The following is a 21,493-nucleotide window of genomic DNA, read 5'->3' on the forward strand; positions in this document are numbered from 1 at the left end:
CATGGCCGGATCCCAGCGCGTCTACAAGCAGCGGATCAAGTCGACGCAGTCCCTCAAGAAGATGTTCCGCGCGCAGGAGCTCATCGCTGCCTCTCGGATCGGCCGGGCTCGTGCCCGGTCGTCCGAGGCGGGCCCCTACGCTCAGGCGATCACGACCGCGGTGTCGGCCGTCGCGACGCACTCCACGACCCAGCACCCGCTGACGTCGGAGCGCACCGACACCAACCGGGTGGCCGTCCTCGTCGTCGCCTCGGACCGTGGCATGGCCGGCGCCTACTCGGCGTCGATCCTGCGCGAGACCGAGCGCCTAGTCGAGCGCCTCACGCACGAGGGCAAGGAGGTCGCGCTCTACGCCGCAGGGCGTCGCGCGGTGACCTACTACACGTTCCGGCACCGCGAGCTCGCCGGCTCGTGGAGCGGCAACTCGGACTCGCCGTCGGCGGACGTCGCCGGCGAGATCGCCGACACGCTGCTCAGCGCCTTCCTCGCCCCTGCGGACGAGGGTGGCGTCGGTGAGCTGCACATCGTGTACACGCAGTTCGTGAACATGGTCACGCAGCGCCCCCGCGTCGTCCGGATGCTTCCCCTCGAGGTCGTCGAAGGGGTCGCGCCGGTCGGGCAGAACGACGTCCTGCCGCTGTACGACTTCGAGCCGTCGCCCGAGGCCGTCCTCGACGCACTGCTGCCGCGCTACGTGCGCAGCCGCATCTACAGCTGCCTCCTGCAGGCGGCAGCGTCGGAGCTGGCTGCCCGCCAGCGCGCGATGCACACCGCGACGGACAACGCCGAGGACCTGATCCGCATGTACACGCGACTTGCGAACCAGGCACGACAGGCCGACATCACCCAGGAGATCAGCGAGATCGTCTCCGGTGCCGACGCCCTCGCGGCGTCGTGAGGCACCGCATGACGACCTTGACGATTTCCTTCACCTGCACCGAACCTGCCGGAGCTGTCTCCGGCCCTGCGAAGCGAGGCCAGTAATGACCGCCACCACCGTGGAAGCCCAGGTCGAGCACCAGAGCGGACCCGGCGTGGGCCGTGTCGCCCGCGTGATCGGCCCCGTCGTCGACATCGAGTTCCCGTCGGACGCGATCCCCGAGATCTACAACGCACTGACCGTCGACATCGACCTGTCGGGCCAGGGCGAGGGCGAGAAGTCCTTCCGCCTGACCCTCGAGGTCGCGCAGCACCTGGGTGACTCGCTCATCCGTGCGATCGCCCTCAAGCCGACCGACGGCCTGGTCCGTGGCGCTGTCGTCACCGACACCGGCGCGCCGATCAGCGTCCCCGTGGGCGACGTCACCAAGGGTCACGTGTTCAACGTGACCGGCGACGTCCTCAACCTCCAGGAGGGCGAGAAGCTCGAGATCACCGAGCGCTGGCCCATCCACCGCAAGCCCCCGGCCTTCGACCAGCTCGAGTCGAAGACCACCATGTTCGAGACCGGCATCAAGTCGATCGACCTCCTGACGCCGTACGTGCTCGGTGGGAAGATCGGCCTCTTCGGTGGTGCGGGCGTCGGCAAGACGGTCCTCATCCAGGAGATGATCCAGCGTGTGGCGCAGAACCACGGTGGTGTCTCGGTGTTCGCCGGTGTCGGCGAGCGCACCCGTGAGGGCAACGACCTGATCGTCGAGATGGAGGAGGCGGGCGTCTTCGACAAGACGGCTCTCGTCTTCGGCCAGATGGACGAGCCGCCGGGCACGCGTCTGCGCGTCGCGCTGTCCGCACTCACGATGGCGGAGTACTTCCGCGACGTGCAGAAGCAGGACGTGCTGCTCTTCATCGACAACATCTTCCGCTTCACGCAGGCCGGCTCCGAGGTCTCCACGCTGCTCGGGCGCATGCCCTCCGCGGTGGGCTACCAGCCGAACCTGGCCGACGAGATGGGTCTGCTCCAGGAGCGCATCACCTCGACGCGTGGTCACTCGATCACGTCCCTCCAGGCGATCTACGTCCCTGCCGACGACTACACCGACCCGGCGCCGGCGACGACGTTCGCCCACCTGGACGCCACCACGGAGCTCTCCCGTGAGATCGCCTCGAAGGGTCTGTACCCGGCGATCGACCCGCTGACGTCGTCCTCGCGCATCCTCGACCCGCGTTACGTGGGCCAGGAGCACTACGACGTCGCGACGCGCGTGAAGTCCATCCTGCAGCGCAACAAGGAGCTGCAGGACATCATCGCGATCCTCGGTGTGGACGAGCTCTCGGAGGAGGACAAGACGGTCGTGGCGCGTGCGCGCCGCATCCAGCAGTTCCTCTCGCAGAACACGTACATGGCCGAGAAGTTCACGGGTGTCGTGGGTTCGACGGTTCCCCTCACGGAGACCATCGAGGCCTTCAAGAAGATCGCGGACGGCGAGTTCGACCACATCGCCGAGCAGGCGTTCTTCAACATCGGTGGCCTCGAGGACCTCGAGCGCAACTGGGCCCGTATCCAGAAGGAGTACGGCGTCTGAGACGACGTGAGCGCGCCGCGCGCTCGACCTGCGGGTCGGGCTCGCGGCGCGCTTCGTCAGACCCGTGCACCGACATGAAGGAGTTGAAGTGGCACAGCTGAACGTCGACCTCGTGGCGGCGGACCGCAAGATCTGGTCCGGGGACGCGCGCGCGGTGAGTGCGCCTGCCGCCGACGGTGAGATCGGTATCCTCGTGAACCACTCGCCTCTCCTGTCCGTCCTCGGTGAGGGCACCGTGAGGATCACCGGCGTGAAGGGCGACAAGATCGCCGTCAAGGTCACCGGTGGCTTCCTCTCGGTGGACTCCAACCAGGTCATGCTCGTGGTGGACGACGCAGAGGTGCTCGACAGCACCGGCGTCTCCGGCCACTGACGGACTCAGGTAGCACACGTGCCGCTCCCCGCCTGGATCGCGATCGGACTGCTCCTCGCAGTCGCGCTCGTGATCGGGCTGGGAGCGTTGCGTCTTCGGGCCATCGCCCACCGGGTGGGGTCCTTCGAGTGCAGTGCCCGTCCCGCGGGCGACGGGCAGTCGTCCTGGTCGCTCGGGATCGCGCACTACGGTGTGGGACGCATCGACTGGTGGCGGTGCTGGTCGCTGTCGCTGCGTCCGGCACGTACCTGGCGACGACAGGACCTCGTGATCGTCTCTCGTCGTCCTCTCGACGAGGACCGGGACCTCTTCCTCGTGGAGTGCTCGTACGAGGGGGTCCGCTTCGAGCTGTCGATGTCGAGCGGCGCGTACGCCGGCCTGGCGTCGTGGCTCGAGGCGGCACCGCCGGGTCGCCGCGGCGTGGTGGTCTGAGCCTTTTCGAGTGCCGGCCGTCTGCGGCCGGTCGCCGTCATCGTCCCCGTCTGAGGAGTTCTTCGTGCGTCTCGTGGTTGCCCAGTGCTCGGCTCACTACACGGGCCGGCTCTCGGCCCACCTCCCGCTCGCGACCCGCGTGCTGCTCGTCAAGGCCGACGGCAGCGTGCTCCTGCACTCGGACGGCGGGTCGTACAAGCCGCTCAACTGGATGAGCCCGCCGTGCTCGATGGCGGTCTCGGAGCCCGACGAGTCGGCTCGCGAGCGTGGCGTGACCCAGGTGTGGGCGGTCCAGCACGCGAAGAGCGACGACCGGCTCGAGATCGAGCTGTACGAGGTGCTGCACGACTCGGCGCACGACCTCGGCGTCGACCCGGGCCTGATCAAGGACGGCGTCGAGGCGCACCTGCAGGAGATGCTCGCCGCACAGATCCAGCTTCTCGGGACGGGGCACACGTTGATCCGCCGCGAGTACCCGACGGCGATCGGACCGGTCGACATCCTCGCGCGGGACAAGGACGGTGCGACGGTCGCGGTCGAGATCAAGCGCCGCGGCGACATCGACGGCGTCGAGCAGCTCACCCGCTACCTCGACCTGCTGAACCGTGACCCGCTCCTGTCCCCGGTGCGCGGGGTGTTCGCGGCGCAGGAGATCAAGCCGCAGGCGCGCGTGCTGGCGACGGACCGGGGGATCGGGTGCCTGGTCCTGGACTACGACGCGATGCGCGGGGTCGACGACGTCGACTCGCGCCTGTTCTAGGTCGCGACCACCGGATCGCGCTCCGGGATCGCGCCCCTGGATCGCGACCTCGCTCCCTCCGGGCGGCCCCGTCGGCGCCGTGTCGCGAGGGTCGCTCCTCCCTGACTGCCTCGTCGCGAGGTGTGCCCGTCCGGCCGTGGTGGCCGGGCGGGCTCTTCTCGTGCTAGATTTTTGAACATGTTCAAAAAGGGGACCGGCAGCGACGGTCGGGGCGCATGACGGGGCGAGAGGTGCACGCACCCGGACCCAAGTCGGAGCGCACGCGCGCCAAGGTCCTCGACGCGGCCCTCGCGATGCTGCGCGAGCACGGCTACGAGGCCACGACCATGCGGGCGATCGCCGCCGCCGCCGGGGTCAGCACGGGCAACGCCTACTACTACTTCCCGTCGAAGGACCACCTGGTCCAGGAGCTGTACGTCGAGGTCCAGCGGGCGCACCGGCGCGCGGCGGACGACGTCCTCGCACGGGGCGGGACGCTCGCCGAGCGCCTGCGCGGTGTGCTCGACGCGGCGATCGACGTCTTCACGCCGTACCACTCGTTCGGCACCGAGTTCGTCGCGGTCGCGATGCGGCCGGGCGCCGCGGCCAACCCGTTCAGCGATGCCTCGCGAGAGGCTCGGAAGCTCTCGCTCGCGATCTTCGAGGACGTCGTCGCCGGGGCCTCGCCCGCGGTCCCGGCCGCGTTGCGTGCCCAGCTTCCCGAGCTGCTGTGGCTCGCGCACCTCGGGGTCACGCTCTTCTGGGTCCAGGACTCGTCGTCGGGCACGGCGCGGACGCGGCGCCTCGTCGCGGGGGCGAGCCCGATCGTGGGGACGCTCGTGCGGCTCTCACGCCTGCCGGTCGCGCGCGGCGTGGCCGACGACGTCCTGCGCCTGACCGCCTCGCTCAGAGGCTCCGGATGACCCCGGCGACCGAGGTCCTCGTCGACCTGGTGGTGGCCCTCGGGCTCGTGGTGATCCTGCCTCTCGGGCTGTCCTTGCTCGGCCCGCGCGCGGTCCCGGGTGCGGGCGGCCCGTGGTGGCCCGCGGCAGGGGCCGTCACGGCGGCCGGGGCCTGGCTGCCGCAGGGGGCGCTCGCACAGGCGACGACGATCCCGTTCCTCGTGGGGTCGGTGGTTCTGCTCGCCGCTGCGGTCCGCGTCGCGCTTCCCGGCCCGACGGCGCCGCGAGCGCCCGAGGTGCGGCTCGCCGTCGGCGTCGGTCTGGTCATGCCGGCGGTCGGTGCGGCAGCCATGCTCGCGGACCGCGGGGGATGGGGGCTCCTCGGATTCTCGGGGACGTACCTGACCCTGACCGTCCCGCACATGCTCTTCGCCGGCTTCGCGGCGGCTCTCGTGGCAGGTCTGGTCGGGACCCTCGACGACGGGCGGGGGCAGGGCGGCGAGAAGGGCATGCGTCGCGGGCCCCACGGTGCCCCCGCGCCGGGGGCGTGCGCGCGCCTCGGTGCGCTGGGGGTCCCGCTGGGGACCGGGCTGGTCCTGGTGGGGTACTTCGTCGGCAACGCGGTCGAGCTGCTCGGCGCTCTCGTGCTGACCACCGCGCTCTGGTGCACGGCCTGGGCCGTCCTCGGGTTCCGGGCGCGCGGCGGTGCCCGGGCGCTCCTCGTGGCGGGTTCGCTCGCGGTCGGGGGATCGATGGTGCTGGCGGTCTGGTGGGCGGTCGGTGAGCTCACGGGCGTGCCGCACCCGAGCATCGGACAGATGGCCGCGACGCACGGGATCGCGAACGCGCTCGGGTTCTCGCTGTGCACGCTGCTCGGCCTGAGGTTCGTCCGGGCCGGGGCGACCTCGGGACCACCTCAGGCTCCGGGGCTGCAAGAACACGACCTCTCGCCACACAGACCCAGCAGGAGCCCAGGACGGAGACAGGCATGACGCAGCCCCGCACGACCTACCCCGAGGTGGGGGCCACGCGGTCCCCGGAGCTGCCGGCGGGCTACGCCCACCTGCGCCTGCGTCACCGGATCTCCGAGCGGCCCTGCTCGGTCGACGAGCTCGGCCGCCTCGGCGACCTGCTCCTGACCTGGCAGGTGCACGCGCGTGCGCGGGTGTCGATCGTGACGTCGGCGCCCGTCGCCGAGCCCGGTGGGCTCGTGACGACGCGGCTGGGCCTGGGGCCCGTCCGGCTCAGCGAGCCGTGCGAGATCGTGTGGGTCGAGCGGGAGGAGCAGCGGATCGGCTTCGGCTACGGCACCCTGCCGGGCCACGTGTTCGTGGGGGAGGAGTCCTTCGTGCTCGAACGCGACGCGGCGGGAGACGTCTGGTTCGTGGTCGACGTCTTCAGCAACCCGGCCGCTCGCTGGGTCCGGGCCCTGCGTCCGCTGGTCCCGACCTTCCAGCGGCTGTACATCGCGCATCTCGCGCGGTCCGCGGGCCGGTTGCTGCGCGACCTCTGACCGGCCCGTCTCAGCACTCGACCTGCCTCGGGCGCCCCCTGCGGCCATTCGTGCGTCCTCCGAACGAAGTGCGCAAGAATGTGGCCATGACGTCGAACCCCGCCCCGCTGTCGTCCGCCACCTCGTCCGACGAGGCCCCGCCCGCCGGACGGACCGCCCTGCGGGGCCGGGTCGTGACCCCCCGCGAGGTGCTCGAGGACGGCGTGGTCGTCCTCGACGGTCCTGAGATCGCGTGGGTCGGTGAGCGCCGGGACGCGGCTGCCGCAGGCTTCGCCGCCGAGGTCGAGGCCGCCGACGAGCCCGCTGCGGGGCAGGTCGTCCTGCCCGGGCTCGTCGAGCTGCACAACCACGGCGGGGGCGGTGCGAGCTTCCCCGACGCCGCCGACGCGCAGGAGGCCCTCGTCGCGGTGCGCGAGCACCGCCGCCACGGGACCACGAGCCTCGTCGCGTCCCTCGTCACGGCCGAGCGTGAGACCCTGCTGCGCCGGGTCGCGACGCTGGCAGAGCTGGGCGACGCGGGCGAGATCGCGGGCATCCACCTGGAAGGACCGTTCCTGTCCGAGGTGCGCTGCGGCGCGCAGAACCCGCACGACATGCTCGCGGGGGACCCCGAGCTGGTCCGGGCGATCGCCGAGGCAGGCCGGGGCCACGTCCGCACCATGACGTTCGCCCCCGAGGTTCCGGGCAACACCGGACCCGGAGGGGTCGTCGAGACCTTGGTCGAGGTCGGGGCCGTGCCGTCGATCGGGCACACCGACGCGTCGTCGGAGCAGACCGACGCCGCGATCGCCGAGGGGGTCGCGGCGCTCGCCGCTCGCCGGGCCGCCCTGGTGGCGGCCGGGGAGCCGGTGGGTCCTGCGCCCCGCCTGACCGCGACGCACCTGTTCAACGGCATGCGGCCGCTGCACCACCGCGCCCCCGGCCCCATCGCGTCGTGCCTCGCGGCCGCCGCGCGCGGGGAGCTCGTGGTCGAGCTCGTCGCGGACGGGACCCACCTCGCGGCCGGGACGGTCCGCAGCGTGTTCGAGCTCGTGGGGCCCGACGCGATCGTGCTCGTCACGGACGCGATGGCGGCCGCGGGGATGGCGGACGGAAAGTACCAGCTCGGTCCCATGACGGTCACCGTGGCCGACGGTGTCGCACGCCTGGACGACGGCACGCCCGAGGGGTCGATCGCCGGGGGGACGTTCCACCTGCTCGACGTCGTCCGGGCCACCGTCGGGTTCGGCATCCCCCTGGTCGACGCGGTCACGGCGGCCTCGCTGACTCCTGCGGGCGTCCTGGGCCGCGAGGACATCGGTGCGCTCGAGGCGGGTCGGCGTGCCGACGTCCTCGTGACCGACTCCGACCTGCAGCCGGTCGGCGTGTGGCGTGGGGGAGCGCTGGTCACCGACTGACCCGACAGGTCCTGGCAGGCGTCGCCTGACCTGCGACGACACCCGACGGCGGCCCGGCCCCGAGCGAGAGCTCGGCGCCGGGCCGCCGTCGTCCGCGGGCCGGGGGTTGACGGATCGCAATAGTTCAGTCAATACTCGTATTCATTCGAAGCGCTTCGACGAAGCGCTTCGACGATTCGATCCCCGAGGCCGGGGTCGACCACGAGGAGGTGGCGAGATGGTGACCATGCAGGACGTGGCCGCACGGGCGAACGTGTCGCTCAGCACGGTGTCGTACGCGCTCAACGGGACGCGCAAGATCTCCGACGAGACGCGCGCCCGGATCGAGACGGCCATGACGGACCTCGGCTACCACCGCAACGCCATGGCGCGCGGGCTCGCCTCGCGCCGGAGCCACGTCCTCGCTCTGATCTTCCCCGCAACCGAGACCGGGATCGGCGGGACCGTCTCGGAGTTCGTCACGAGCGCCGCCGCGGCCGCCCGTGAGGCTGGCTACCACCTGGTGCTGTGGCCCTTCGCGGCGCACGAGGCCGACGAGATCCGTGACCTGACCCAGCAGGGCATGGCCGACGGGGTCCTGCTCATGGAGGTCCGGCTCGACGACCCGCGCGTCGAGGTGCTCCACGAGGCCGGCGTGCCCTACACGATGATCGGGCGCACGCGCGAGCTCGAGGGTCGTCCGTACGTCGACATCGACTTCGCTGCGACGACCGAGGCCGCGGTCGAGCACCTGGCCGCTCTGGGGCACCGGCGGATCGCCTTCATCAACCACTCGGCCGAGAGTGCGGCGGCGGGCTACGGGCCCACCCTGCGAGCGAGCGAGGGGTTCGCCGCAGCCATGGACCGCCGCGGCCTCGTGGGCCGCAGCCTCCTGTGCGACGAGACGGCTGAGGCCGGGCGTGCCGCGGTCGGCGACCTGCTCGAGCAGGACCCGTCGCTCACCGCGTTCGTCACGATGAACGAGATCGCGACGTTCGGGGTCATGTCGGGCCTGCAGGCACGCGGGCTCGCGGTCCCGGGCGACGTCTCGGTGCTCGGCATCGTCAGCTCGCCCGGCGTCGGTGCGATGAGCACGCCCCCCTTGACCACCATGCACGCACCGGGCGCCGAGCTCGGGCGGCTCGGTGTGCAGTCCCTGGTGGCACGGATCGACGACGCAGGCAGGGCGCACGCGCCCGTCCTCGTCCCGTGCGACCTCGAGGCCGGCGCGAGCGTCGGCCCCGCCCCTGTCCGGGGGTCCTGACCCCGGGTGCTCGACCCCGACCGCGGCCTCGACCCGGAGGTGCGGAGGTCGTGACCGCCGGCCCTGCCGGTGCACGCTCGCCGGCCCTGCCGGTGCAGGACCAGACGATCGGCGCTGGCGCCGACGCTCAATGATGAGGAGAGAGTCATGTTGCGTTCACGGAAGTCTCTTGTCGCTGCCCTGGTAGCGCTCCCACTCGCCCTGACGGCGTGTGCGGGAGGTGGGACCGGAGGAGGTGGGGACTCCGACGACAAGACCCTCACGATCTGGCACTACGAGTCCGACGAGTCCGCGATGGGCCAGGCCTGGGCCAAGGCGATCGAGATCTTCGAGGACGAGAACCCCGACGTCACGGTCGACGTCCAGAAGCAGACGTTCGAGCAGATCCAGAAGAACGCGAAGATCGTGCTCACGGGCGACGACGTGCCCGACGTCATGGAGTACAACAAGGGCAACGCGACCGCAGGTCAGCTCGCCTCGCAGGGCCTGCTCACGCCGTTGACGGACGCGGCGAAGGAGCGGGGCTGGGACACCCTGCTCAGCGGGTCGCTCCAGACCACCGCGACGTACGACGAGAACGGCCTCATGGGGTCCGGCGACTGGTACGGCGTACCGAACTACGGCGAGTTCGTGGGCGTCTACTTCAACAAGGACATGTTCGCCGCGCACGGCGTCGCGGTACCGACGACGCTCGCCGAGCTCGAGACCGCGATGGCGACCTTCCAGGCCGCGGGCATCACGCCGCTCGCCGAGGCCGGCGCCGAGTACCCCCTCGGGCAGCTCTGGTACGAGCTCGTCCTCGCGAACGCCGACCAGGACTTCGTCGACGCCTACCAGCTCTTCGACGGGGACGTCGACTTCCAGGGCCCCGAGATGACGAAGGCCACCGAGACCCTGGCCGACTGGATCGACAAGGGCTACATCGCCTCCGACTCGGCCGCGCTCACGGCAGAGGACATGGGCGTCTCGTTCATCAACGGCACCTACCCGATGATGGTCTCCGGCTCGTGGTGGTTCGGACGCATCGCCGAGGAGATGGACGCCGACTGGGGCCAGTTCAACTTCCCGGGCAACACGCTCCAGGTGGGCTCGTCGGGCAACCTGTGGGTCGTTCCCACGAACGCCGACTCGAAGTCGCTCGCCGAGGAGTTCATCGACATCACGCTGCGCCCCGAGGTGCAGAACATCCTGGGCGAGGCCGGCGGGCTCCCCGTCGCCGGTGACGTCTCGGCCATCACGGACGAGCGCACCCAGGCCCTCACGCAGAACTTCAACGACATCCTGGCCGCCGACGGCCTCGCGTTCTACCCCGACTGGCCCGTCGCGGGCTACTACGACGTGCTCGTGAGCCAGCTCCAGTCGCTCGTCAACACGTCCAAGACCCCGGCCGAGGTCCTCGACGGCCTGTCCGGCCCGTACGAGGAGGGCAAGGCGGACCTGCTCGAGGGCTGATCCGCAGCGCAGGGATCCCGGTGGGCGGGCGAGGGCCCGCCCACCGGGGCCGAGGACTCCGACGACGAGGAACGACCATGAGCACTGTCACGACGCCGGCCCCCGCGGCCGAGCGAGCACGAGCCGCGCGCTCGCGGCGCAGCAGACCCCGCTGGGTGGGGTACCTGCCCTACCTGATCCCGGGAGCGGTCGCCTTCACGGTGGTCATCCTGATCCCGTTCGCCACGAACGTGTACTACAGCCTCTTCAAGTGGAAGGGCGGCATGGCCCCGAAGGAGTTCGTGGGGCTCGACAACTACGCGGCGCTGATGGCCGACGAGCAGTTCTGGACCTCGTTCCGGAACTCGGTCGCGATGATCCTCGCGATGGTCGTGGTCCCCACGCTCATCGGCCTCGTCCTGGCGGCCGTCCTGTTCGACTACCTCGGACGCCGTTTCGGCGGCGGCGTCGCGGCCTTCCTGCGTGCCACCTACTACCTGCCGCAGATCCTGCCCGTCGCGGTCGCGGGCGTGCTGTGGAACTGGATCCTCAACTCCCAGACCGGCGCGCTCAACGTGGTCCTGCGCTCGATCGGGATCGAGAACCCGCCCAACTGGCTCGGGTCCACGACCACGGCGCTGCCCACGGTCATGGCCGTCCTGGTCTGGGTCCAGATCGGCTACCCGGTCGTGATCTTCATGTCGGCGCTCCAGCGCGTCGACCCCGAGCTGTACGAGGCGGCCGAGCTCGACGGCGCCGGGTGGTGGCGCAGGTTCGGCGCGATCACGATGCCGCAGATCCGCCCGGAGACGTTCGTGGTGGTCCTGACCTGCACGGTCGCGGCGCTCAAGGTCTTCGGCCCGATCTACGTGCTGACCCGTGGTGGTCCCGAGAGCTCGACGCTCGTGCCCAGCTACTACTCGTACCTCAACTTCTTCGACAAGTCGAAGGTCGGCTACGGCGCTGCCGTGGCGACCGTCCTGACACTGGTGATCGTCGTGGTCGCCCTCGTCATCCTCGCCCTGCAGGCCCGCGCCGAGCGCCGTGAAGAAGGAGGCCGCTGATGGCCACCGACACGTTGTCCCCGTCCGTCGAGAAGCCCACCGGGGAGCAGGTCCTGCGCTCCACTCGCCCGGACCAGCGGCACCGTCGAGGGATCGGGCGCTGGTTCGTGCTCGCCGCCGCCGCGCTGTTCGCGCTCCTGATGCTCGCACCGTTCGTCATCATGCTCCTCAACGCGTTCAAGTCGCCCGCGGAGTACTCGCAGGACGGGCCGCTGAGCTGGCCGACGCACCTGTACCTCGACGGCGTGGTGGCGTTCTGGGAGCGGGTCGACTTCCCGCAGAAGCTGCTCAACTCGATCTGGATCTCGAGCGCCGTGGCGATCGGGGGCACGTTGCTCTCGCTGCTCAACGCCTACGCGATCGGCGTCGGGAAGGTCAAGGGGCGCCTGTGGATCATCATGCTGTTCCTGCTCGCGAACATGCTGCCGCAGGAGGCCCTGGTCTACCCCCTGTTCACCATGGCGCAGCAGGTCGGTCTCTCGAACTCCCAGTGGTCCGTGATCATCATCTTCACGGTCATCCAGTCGGCGTTCGGCACGTACCTCCTGTCGTCGGTGCTGGGCACGTTCCCGCCCGCGCTGCTCGAGGCCGCGGCGCTCGACGGCGCCACGCGCTGGCAGATCCTGTGGAGGATCGTCTTCCCGGTCGTGCGCCCGACGCTCTCGGTCCTGATGATCTTCTTCTTCATCTGGACCTGGAACGAGTTCTTCATCCCGCTGGTCATGCTGACGACCAACGCGACCCAGACGATCCCGATCGCGCTGGCCTCGCTCCAGGGCGACCGGATGATGGACGCCACGACGACCAACGCGGGCGCGCTGGTCTCGCTCGTCCCCGCCGTCATCTTCTTCCTGATCTTCCAGCGCACCCTGACGCGAGGCGTCACGGCCGGCGCCGTGAAGTGATCGCACCTACCCCGAAGGAACCGAGCACCCATGAAGTTCACCGACGGCTACTGGCAGGTCCGTGACGGCTTCTCGCCGCTCCACCCGGCCCAGGTCGACGACGTCCGCGCCGACCCTGCGGCGGGCACCATGACGGTGTACGCCCCGACCGCCGTGATCCGGCGTCGCGGCGACACGCTCAACCGGCCGCTCCTGACGGTCACCTACTCGTCGCCCGCACCGGGCGTGATCGGTGTGCGGATCGAGCACCTGAGCGGTGGGGTGCGGCGCGGCCCGCACTTCGAGCTCCACCGCGAGGAGGGCTTCCGGCCCGAGATCTCGGTCGACGAGGTCGCGGGCGTGCTGCGATCGGGGCCGCTCGCGGTGCGGGTGCACCGGGACGGCGGCTGGCGCGTCGACGTCGAGCAGGACGGGCAGGTCGTGACGTCGAGCCTGCACAAGGCCGTGGGCGCGGTCCAGGCCGACGCCGCGCACGGGGGTGCGCACTTCGTGCACGAGCAGCTGAGCCTCGCACCGGGCGAGCAGCTCTACGGGCTGGGGGAGCGGTTCGGGCCGTTCGTCAAGAACGGGCAGGCGGTCGACATCTGGAACGCCGACGGCGGGACGTCGAGCGAGCAGGCGTACAAGAACGTGCCGTTCTACGTGAGCAGCCGCGGGTACGGCGTGTTCGTCGACCACCCCGAGCTCGTGTCGTTCGAGGTCGCCTCCGAGATCAACACCCGGGCGCAGTTCTCGGTCGAGGGGCAGTCGCTCCAGTACTACCTGGTCGCGGGCCCCACGCCCAAGGAGGTCCTGACGCGGTACACCGCGCTGACGGGGCGCCCCGCGCGCGTCCCGGGCTGGTCGTTCGGGCTGTGGCTCACGACGTCGTTCACGACGAGCTACGACGAGCAGACCGTGAGCGGGTTCATCGACGGGATGGCCGAGCGGGACCTGCCGCTGTCGGTCTTCCACTTCGACTGCTTCTGGATGCGCGAGTACCAGTGGGTCGACTTCGAGTGGGACCCGCGCACGTTCCCGGATCCCGAGGGCATGCTGGGCCGCCTCAAGGACAAGGGCCTCAAGATCTGCGTGTGGATCAACCCGTACGTCGCGCAGCGCTCGCCGCTGTTCGAGGAGGCTCGCGCGGCGGGGTTCCTGCTCCGCACGACCGACGGCGGCGTGTGGCAGTGGGACAAGTGGCAGGCGGGCATGGGGCTGGTCGACTTCACGAACCCCGAGGCGACCGAGTGGTACCTGGGCAAGCTCAAGGGCCTGCTCGACCAGGGGGTCGACTGCTTCAAGACCGACTTCGGCGAGCGCATCCCCGTCGACGACGTCGTGTGGTCCGACGGGTCGGACCCGGCCAAGATGCACAACTACTACGCGCAGCTCTACAACGAGGCGGTCTTCCGGCTCCTGGAACGTGAGCGCGGCGAGGGGGACGCGGTCCTGTTCGCGCGGTCGGCGACCGCGGGAGGCCAGCAGCTGCCCGTCCACTGGGGTGGCGACTGCGACTCGACGTACGCCTCGATGGCCGAGTCGCTGCGCGGCGGGCTCTCGCTCGCGATGTCCGGCTTCGGGTACTGGAGCCACGACATCGGGGGCTTCGAGGGGGTCCCGGACCCGGGGGTCTTCAAGCGGTGGCTCGCGTTCGGCCTGCTGTCCTCGCACAGCCGGCTGCACGGTTCGGACTCGGTGCGCGTGCCGTGGGCGTTCGACGAGGAGGCGGTCGACGTCACCCGGCGGTTCACGCGGCTCAAGCTCTCGCTCATGCCGTACCTGGCGGGGGTCGCGGAGGAGGCCCACCGGGACGGGATCTCGATGATGCGGCCCATGGTGCTCGAGTTCCCGGGGGACCGCGGCGGCTTCGGGGTCGACACGCAGTACATGCTGGGCGGCTCGCTGCTCGTGGCGCCGGTCTTCACGGCCGAGGGCGACGTCGAGTACTACGTCCCGGAGGGTCGCTGGACGAACCTGCTCGACGGGAGCACGGTCTCGGGACCGCGGTGGGTGTCGGAGCGGCACGGCTTCGACTCGCTGCCGCTCCTGGCCCGCCCGGGCACGGTGCTGCCGGTCGGCGCGCGCACCGACCGGCCCGACTACGAGTGGGCCGACGGTGTGACCTTGCGCCTGTTCGAGCTGCCCGACGGTCACGACGCGACGACCACGATCCCGTCCGAGACGGGGGCGGCCACGACGTTCCGTACGGTCCGCGAGGGCTCGCGGGTCACGGTCACCTCCGACGACGCGCGTGCGCCGTGGGCCGTGCAGCTCGGCGACCAGGTGGTCCGGGCGCAGGGCGCGGGCAGCGTCGAGCTGTCCGTCTGACGCTCGCCCCACGCCACGCGGCGGGGGGACGCAAGGGGGTGGTGAGCGGCGTCGTCGGACGGGGGAGTCCTCCTGCCCGACGGCGCCGCTCACCTCTCGCCCTCGACGTCGCCCGGCCGCGTGGGTACGCTGATCGAATCGATACGTGAGAGCGCTTCCACACCCGAGTCAGACCATCCACCGACGACCGACCGAAGGAACACCGTGAGCACCGTCGCCACCCGGCAGGACGCCGACCCCGCACCGTCCGCAGCACAGCCACCCGCACGGCGGGTCTTCCCGACCGACTTCCTCTGGGGATCGGCCACCGCGGCCTACCAGATCGAGGGAGCCGCCGCCGAGGGTGGCCGCGGCCCCTCCATCTGGGACACCTACTCCCACACGCCCGGCCGCACCCTGAACGGCGACACCGGGGACGTCGCCGACGACCACTACCACCGGTGGGCCGAGGACGTGCAGCACATCAAGGACCTCGGGCTCGGCGCCTACCGCTTCTCCATCTCCTGGTCGCGCGTCCAGCCCGGCGGGACGGGCGAGTTCAACCCCGAGGGCATCGCGTTCTACTCGCGGCTCGTGGACGCGCTCCTCGAGGCCGGGGTCAAGCCCGTCGTGACGCTCTACCACTGGGACCTCCCGCAGGAGCTCGAGGACCGCGGCGGCTGGGCGAACCGCGAGACCGCCTCCGCGTTCGCGGAGTACGCGCGCCGCATGGCCCGCGAGCTCGGCGACCGCATCGACGTGTGGACCACGCTCAACGAGCCCTGGTGCTCGGCCTACCTCGGCTACGGCTCGGGCGTGCACGCCCCCGGCCGCACCGAGCCCGTCGCGGCGCTCGCGGCCGTGCACCACCTCAACCTGGCGCACGGTCTCGCGTGCCGCGCGATCCGCGACGAGCTGGGCGAGGACGCCAAGACCTCGGTGACGCTCAACCTGCACGTCATCCGGCCCGACGACCCCACCTCGGACGCCGACCACGACGCCGTGCGGAAGATCGACGCCCTCGCCAACCGGGCGTTCCTCGGCCCGATCCTCGACGGCGCCTACCCCGCGGACCTGCTCGCCGACACCGCGCACGTCACCGACTGGTCGTTCGTCCAGGACGGCGACCTGGACCTCGTGCGCCAGCCGCTGTCCATCCTCGGCGTGAACTACTACTCGACCGTGCGCGTCCGGCACTTCTCCGGGGACGGCGAGCGCTCCGAGAGCGACGGGCACGGCGCGTCGAGCCACAGCCCGTGGATCGGGGTCGACGACGTCGAGTTCGTCCAGCAGCCCGGCCCGTACACCGCGATGGGCTGGAACATCGAGCCCGCGGGCATGACCGAGCTCCTGCTCGCGGTGCACCGGGACTACCCCGACCAGCCGCTCATGGTCACCGAGAACGGCGCGGCCTTCGACGACGAGGTGAGCGTCGACGCCGACGGGACCGCGCGGGTCCACGACGACCGTCGCGTCGCGTACCTGCACGACCACATCGACGCGGTCGGGGCCGCGATCGACGCGGGGGCCGACGTGCGCGGGTACTTCGCGTGGTCGCTGCTCGACAACTTCGAGTGGGGCTACGGCTACGAGCGCCGCTTCGGGATCATCCGGGTCGACTACGACACGCTCGCCCGGACCTGGAAGGACTCGGCCCACTGGTACCGCGGGCTCGCGACGACGTCGGTGCTGCCCGGGGTCGACGAGGTCTGACCGCATCGGCACGTCCCGACCGCCTGCGTCCGGGCCTTCCCGAGAAGGGGAGACCCGGACGTCGTGCGGTGTGCGCCCTGAAGGTCTCCGTGCCTGGGGGCCCGGGGCCCGGGGTCCGGGACCCGGGGCCCGGGGTCCGACCGGGCACCGGTGATCTTTGTCGCAGCCCGACCGGATCCACGCGACACGCCGAGCGAACACGACACGCCTGAGGATTTTCTGCCCGGCTTGTCCGCTTCGCGGCGCACCGCCCGAGGTCCGACCATGCTCTTCGACGACCCGCGCGCCCGGTCGACGACGTCGGCCCGACTTCCCACAGCGTGTGGACGACGACCCTCCACAGCCTGTGGAGAAGTCGCGGGGGCCGCGAGAGCGTGCGGATCGAGGCGCGCACAGGCGGTGGACGAGCGTGTCGACGAGGTCGTGTCAGTGCCTCCTGGGAGGATGGAACCCTGCTTGTAGCACACTCCGAGGAGGCTCGGCGATGAGGTCACGAGAATCACCGGACCACGACATCTAGTGCCGAGCGCCGAGCCCGCCCACTAGGTATAGTGGTCAGCACCAGGGAGCGCATCACCTCCTCGGCACATCACACGATCGTAGTTCCACCAGTGTTCTTCGAGGTCAGGCACCCCAGGGGGAGTCGACCTGGGGCCCGTGGAAGCTCGATCCCCTACACGAGGAGACTGACCAGATGAGCATCACGGTCTACAGCAAGCCGGCTTGCGTTCAGTGCGACGCGACGTACCGCGCCCTCGACAAGAAGGGCATCGAGTACTCGGTCGTGGACATCAGCCAGGACGCCGAGGCGCTCGAGCTGGTCCGTGGCCTCGGCTACCTGCAGGCACCCGTCGTCATCGCGGGTGACGACCACTGGTCGGGCTTCCGTCCCGACCAGATCAACGCGCTCGCGGCGAAGGTCGCTCCCGTCGCCTGAGCAGCTCGTCCCACCGGTCCCCGCTGCGAGGTGTGACATGGGATCGCTCGTCTACTTCTCCAGCGTCTCGGACACGACCCACCGGTTCGTCCAGCGGCTGGGCCTCGAGGACCGCGGCCAGTCGGTCCACCGCATCCCGCTGCGACCCAAGGACGAGTTCCTGCGGGTCGACGAGCCGTACGTCCTGATGATCCCGACGTACGGCGGCGGCAACGAGGGCGGGGCAGTGCCCCGCCAGGTCATCAAGTTCTTGAACGACGCACACAACCGGTCGTTGATCCGCGGCGTGATCGCCGCGGGCAACACCAACTTCGGCGCTGCCTACTGCATCGCCGGCGACATCATCTCCTCGAAGTGCCAGGTGCCTTACCTGTACGCCTTCGAGCTTCTTGGAACAGCCGAGGACGTCGAGCGCGTCCGCGACGGATTGGGACGATTTTGGCAACGACAGTCACGGATTCCAGCGTGAGCACGGTGGCTGCGGGAGTCGAGCTCGACTACCACGCACTCAACGCGATGCTCAACCTGTACGGCCCCGACGGCGAGATCCAGTTCGACAAGGACCGCCAGGCTGCGCGCCAGTACTTCCTGCAGCACGTGAACCAGAACACGGTCTTCTTCCACAGCCTCGAGGAGAAGCTCGACTACCTGGTCGAGAACAAGTACTACGACCCCGCGGTCCTCGCCAAGTACGACCGCGCCTTCGTCAAGTCGCTCTTCGAGTTCGCGTACTCCAAGAAGTTCCGCTTCGACACGTTCCTCGGGGCGTTCAAGTACTACACCTCGTACACGCTCAAGACGTTCGACGGCAAGCGGTACCTCGAGCGCTTCGAGGACCGGGTGTCCATGGTCGCGCTCGGCCTCGCGGACGGCAACGAGCAGACGGCGCTCGACATCGTCGAGGAGATCGTCGCAGGCCGTTTCCAGCCCGCGACCCCGACGTTCCTCAACATCGGCAAGGCGCAGCGCGGCGAGCCCGTGTCCTGCTTCCTGCTGCGCATCGAGGACAACATGGAGTCCATCGCGCGCGGCATCAACTCCGCGCTGCAGCTCTCCAAGCGTGGCGGCGGCGTGGCCCTGCTCCTGAGCAACATCCGTGAGCACGGCGCACCCATCAAGCACATCGAGAACCAGTCCTCGGGCGTCATCCCCGTGATGAAGCTCCTCGAGGACTCCTTCTCCTACGCCAACCAGCTCGGAGCCCGCCAGGGTGCCGGTGCCGTCTACCTGCACGCGCACCACCCCGACATCATGCGGTTCCTCGACACCAAGCGTGAGAACGCGGACGAGAAGATCCGCATCAAGACGCTGTCGCTCGGCGTCGTCATCCCCGACATCACGTTCGACCTGGCGAAGAAGAACGAGGACATGTACCTCTTCTCGCCGTACGACGTCGAGCGTGTCTACGGCAAGCCCTTCGCCGACATCTCGGTCTCCGAGAAGTACGACGAGATGGTCGACGACGCACGCATCCGCAAGACCAAGATCAAGGCGCGCGAGTTCTTCCAGACCCTCGCCGAGCTCCAGTTCGAGTCCGGCTACCCGTACGTCATGTTCGAGGACACGGTGAACAAGGCGAACCCCATCAAGGGCCGCATCACCCACTCGAACCTGTGCTCCGAGATCCTCCAGGTCTCGACGCCCTCGACGTACAACGAGGACCTGTCGTACGACCACGTCGGCCGCGACATCTCGTGCAACCTCGGCTCCCTCAACATCGCCAAGACGATGGACTCGCCGGACTTCGCCAAGACCATCGACACCGCGATCCGCGCCCTGACGGCCGTGTCCGACCAGACGAGCATCGAGTCCGTCCCGTCGATCAAGCGCGCCAACGAGTCGGGTCACGCGATCGGCCTCGGCCAGATGAACCTGCACGGCTACCTCGCCCGTGAGCGCGTGTTCTACGGCTCCGAGGAGGGCATCGACTTCACGAACATCTACTTCTACACCGTGGCCTACCACGCGATCGCCGCGAGCAACCGCCTCGCGATCGAGCGGGGCCGCGCGTTCGGCGGGTTCGAGGACTCGACGTACGCCTCGGGCGAGTACTTCGAGAAGTACACGAACCAGGTGTGGGAGCCCGCGACGCCCCGCGTCAAGGAGCTGTTCGAGACCGCCGGCGTGCACATCCCCACGCAGGAGGACTGGAAGGCGCTCGCCGCGTCCGTCAAGGAGCACGGCATCTACAACCAGAACCTCCAGGCCGTCCCGCCGACCGGTTCGATCTCCTACATCAACAACTCGACGTCGTCGATCCACCCGGTCGCCGCGAAGATCGAGATCCGCAAGGAGGGCAAGATCGGGCGCGTCTACTACCCGGCGCCCTACCTGACGAACGACAACCTGGAGTACTACCAGGACGCGTACGAGATCGGCTACGAGAAGATCATCGACACGTACGCCGCGGCGACGCAGCACGTGGACCAGGGCCTGAGCCTGACGCTGTTCTTCAAGGACACCGCGACCACGCGCGACGTCAACCGTGCGCAGATCTACGCCTGGCGCAAGGGCATCAAGACCCTGTACTACATCCGCCTGCGTCAGCTCGCGCTCGAGGGCACCGAGGTCGAGGGTTGCGTCTCCTGCATGCTGTGATCGTCCTCGTCGCCTGAGGGCGACGTCCACGGGAGGGGCGCCGGTCTCCCCGGGCCGCTCGTGCCTCGCGGCCCCCGCCAGGCCCGACCACGACCGGCGCCCCTCCCGCTCCCGCCGCCCGCAGGACCTCTCGTCTCGTCGCCGGCACCGTGCTGAGAAAGAAGAAGAACGACATGTCACCCACTGGGAAGCTCAAGCTCATCGATCGCGTGTCCGCGATCAACTGGAACCGTCTCGAGGACGACAAGGACGCCGAGGTCTGGGACCGGCTCGTCGGGAACTTCTGGCTCCCCGAGAAGGTGCCGGTCTCGAACGACATCCAGAGCTGGGCCACGCTCACCGAGGAGGAGAAGACGCTCACGATGCGCGTCTTCACCGGCCTCACGCTCCTGGACACCATCCAGGGCACCGTGGGCGCCGTGTCGCTCATCCCGGACGCGATCACCCCGCACGAGGAGGCCGTGTACACCAACATCGCCTTCATGGAGTCCGTGCACGCCAAGAGCTACTCGTCGATCTTCTCGACGCTGTGCTCGACGCGCGAGATCGACGAGGCGTTCCGCTGGTCGGAGGAGAACCCCAACCTCCAGCGCAAGGCCGAGATCGTCATGGAGTACTACAAGGGCGACTCGCCGCTCAAGCGCAAGGTCGCGAGCACGCTCCTCGAGTCCTTCCTGTTCTACTCGGGCTTCTACCTCCCGATGTACTGGTCGAGCCGGGCCAAGCTCACGAACACCGCTGACCTGATCCGCCTCATCATCCGTGACGAGGCCGTGCACGGGTACTACATCGGCTACAAGTTCCAGAAGGGGCTCGAGAAGCTCAGCCCCGCCGAGCGCGACGAGATGAAGGCGTACACGTACGAGCTCCTCTTCGAGCTCTACGAGAACGAGGTCCAGTACACCGCCGACCTCTACGACGGCGTGGGCCTGACCGAGGACGTCAAGAAGTTCCTGCGCTACAACGCCAACAAGGCCCTCATGAACCTGGGCTACGAGGCGCTGTTCCCCAAGGACGAGACCGACGTCAACCCGGCGATCCTGTCCGCGCTGTCCCCGAACGCCGACGAGAACCACGACTTCTTCTCGGGCTCGGGCTCGTCCTACGTGATCGGCAAGGCCGTGAACACCGAGGACGACGACTGGGACTTCTGAGTCCCTGCGGTGGCGGTCGCCACTGGTGTCGTCTGACAGCCAAGTCCAGAAGACGAACGCGAACGCTTGATTTCCAGCGTTCGCTGTCGATGAGGGCCGTGGCTGGCTGTCGCACCAGTAGGAGGGAAGGCCAGACGGCCTTCGGCGCTACGTGCGTAGAGCGACCTTCTTTCAACGATGAACGCCAGGCTGGCAGGCGGGGGCGAGGCGCCGAGCGAGTCAGACGCGGGCCGCGCTGAGGCACTTCGTAGCCTCGTGCGAACGACCGATATGTACCAAATAGTAGTGGTCGGGTCTCCAGTCGACCACTACCTGTGACGGTACTTCCCGGGGCGCCG

The 21,493-nt window shown here is 69.5% G+C and carries 19 protein-coding genes; all 19 read left to right on the plus strand.

The genetic code is table 11. The annotated features are described in order from the left end of the window. Position 1: 1 nt before the first annotated feature. The 19 genes from JOD49_RS17070 (at position 2) to nrdF (ending at position 21,155) form a co-directional block, all read left to right on the plus strand. Entirely contained in the window at positions 2-898 is an 897-nt protein-coding gene (locus JOD49_RS17070) for a F0F1 ATP synthase subunit gamma (protein WP_205308234.1), read from the plus strand. An 85-nt stretch (positions 899-983) separates the two neighbouring features. Continuing rightward, on the plus strand, positions 984-2,465 hold the full coding sequence (gene atpD, locus JOD49_RS17075) for a F0F1 ATP synthase subunit beta (RefSeq protein ID WP_205308235.1): 1,482 nt from the start codon (positions 984-986) through the stop codon (positions 2,463-2,465). Positions 2,466-2,553: 88 nt separating this feature from the next. Further along, positions 2,554-2,838 (plus strand): F0F1 ATP synthase subunit epsilon, encoded by a 285-nt coding sequence (locus tag JOD49_RS17080; protein ID WP_205308236.1) that lies wholly within the window; start codon positions 2,554-2,556, stop codon positions 2,836-2,838. A gap of 18 nt (positions 2,839-2,856) precedes the next feature. Next, the gene (locus JOD49_RS17085; RefSeq protein ID WP_205308237.1) at positions 2,857-3,270 is read left to right on the plus strand and encodes a DUF2550 domain-containing protein; all 414 of its coding nucleotides are present in this window, start codon (positions 2,857-2,859) and stop codon (positions 3,268-3,270) included. 64 nt (positions 3,271-3,334) lie between these two features. Further along, on the plus strand, positions 3,335-4,030 hold the full coding sequence (nucS, locus tag JOD49_RS17090; protein ID WP_191790789.1) for an endonuclease NucS: 696 nt from the start codon (positions 3,335-3,337) through the stop codon (positions 4,028-4,030). A gap of 215 nt (positions 4,031-4,245) precedes the next feature. Continuing rightward, the gene (locus tag JOD49_RS17095; protein WP_205308238.1) at positions 4,246-4,932 is read left to right on the plus strand and encodes a TetR/AcrR family transcriptional regulator; all 687 of its coding nucleotides are present in this window, start codon (positions 4,246-4,248) and stop codon (positions 4,930-4,932) included. Beyond that, positions 4,929-5,903: a YndJ family protein gene (locus JOD49_RS17100; protein WP_205308239.1), complete on the plus strand. Its 975-nt coding sequence runs from the start codon at positions 4,929-4,931 to the stop codon at positions 5,901-5,903. The genes JOD49_RS17095 and JOD49_RS17100 overlap by 4 nt, the downstream gene beginning before the upstream one ends. Further along, a complete protein-coding gene (locus JOD49_RS17105; RefSeq protein WP_205308240.1) occupies positions 5,900-6,424 on the plus strand; it encodes a DUF1990 domain-containing protein in 525 nt (174 codons plus the stop codon). Before JOD49_RS17100 ends, JOD49_RS17105 begins: the two co-directional genes overlap by 4 nt. Before the next feature lie 86 nt (positions 6,425-6,510). Then, a complete protein-coding gene (locus tag JOD49_RS17110; RefSeq protein ID WP_205308241.1) occupies positions 6,511-7,821 on the plus strand; it encodes an N-acetylglucosamine-6-phosphate deacetylase in 1,311 nt (436 codons plus the stop codon). A gap of 217 nt (positions 7,822-8,038) precedes the next feature. Beyond that, on the plus strand, positions 8,039-9,064 hold the full coding sequence (locus JOD49_RS17115) for a LacI family DNA-binding transcriptional regulator (protein ID WP_205308242.1): 1,026 nt from the start codon (positions 8,039-8,041) through the stop codon (positions 9,062-9,064). Between the two features lie 147 nt (positions 9,065-9,211). Beyond that, positions 9,212-10,516, plus strand: a complete 1,305-nt coding sequence (locus JOD49_RS17120; protein WP_239525247.1) for an ABC transporter substrate-binding protein — start codon at positions 9,212-9,214, stop codon at positions 10,514-10,516. Between the two features lie 77 nt (positions 10,517-10,593). Beyond that, positions 10,594-11,559 (plus strand): carbohydrate ABC transporter permease, encoded by a 966-nt coding sequence (locus JOD49_RS17125; RefSeq protein WP_205308243.1) that lies wholly within the window; start codon positions 10,594-10,596, stop codon positions 11,557-11,559. Next, entirely contained in the window at positions 11,559-12,464 is a 906-nt protein-coding gene (locus JOD49_RS17130) for a carbohydrate ABC transporter permease (RefSeq protein WP_205308244.1), read from the plus strand. The genes JOD49_RS17125 and JOD49_RS17130 overlap by 1 nt, the downstream gene beginning before the upstream one ends. A 30-nt stretch (positions 12,465-12,494) precedes the next feature. Beyond that, positions 12,495-14,774, plus strand: coding sequence for an alpha-xylosidase (gene yicI / locus JOD49_RS17135; protein WP_205308245.1), 2,280 nt, complete (start codon positions 12,495-12,497; stop codon positions 14,772-14,774). A 204-nt stretch (positions 14,775-14,978) separates the two neighbouring features. Further along, positions 14,979-16,466: a GH1 family beta-glucosidase gene (locus JOD49_RS17140; protein ID WP_205308246.1), complete on the plus strand. Its 1,488-nt coding sequence runs from the start codon at positions 14,979-14,981 to the stop codon at positions 16,464-16,466. A 694-nt stretch (positions 16,467-17,160) separates the two neighbouring features. Further along, the gene (gene nrdH, locus JOD49_RS17145) at positions 17,161-17,403 is read left to right on the plus strand and encodes a glutaredoxin-like protein NrdH (protein WP_030149940.1); all 243 of its coding nucleotides are present in this window, start codon (positions 17,161-17,163) and stop codon (positions 17,401-17,403) included. Between the two features lie 37 nt (positions 17,404-17,440). Beyond that, positions 17,441-17,872 (plus strand): class Ib ribonucleoside-diphosphate reductase assembly flavoprotein NrdI, encoded by a 432-nt coding sequence (nrdI, locus tag JOD49_RS17150; protein WP_138823559.1) that lies wholly within the window; start codon positions 17,441-17,443, stop codon positions 17,870-17,872. Beyond that, positions 17,842-20,001 carry a class 1b ribonucleoside-diphosphate reductase subunit alpha gene (gene nrdE, locus JOD49_RS17155; protein WP_275588982.1) on the plus strand — a complete coding sequence of 720 codons (2,160 nt, stop codon included), beginning with the start codon at positions 17,842-17,844 and terminating at the stop codon, positions 19,999-20,001. Before nrdI ends, nrdE begins: the two co-directional genes overlap by 31 nt. 173 nt (positions 20,002-20,174) lie before the next feature. Beyond that, positions 20,175-21,155: a class 1b ribonucleoside-diphosphate reductase subunit beta gene (gene nrdF / locus JOD49_RS17160; RefSeq protein WP_205308247.1), complete on the plus strand. Its 981-nt coding sequence runs from the start codon at positions 20,175-20,177 to the stop codon at positions 21,153-21,155. Positions 21,156-21,493: the final 338 nt, after the last annotated feature.

It is taken from the genome of Oerskovia jenensis, assembly GCF_016907235.1.
Classification (GTDB): domain Bacteria; phylum Actinomycetota; class Actinomycetes; order Actinomycetales; family Cellulomonadaceae; genus Oerskovia; species Oerskovia jenensis.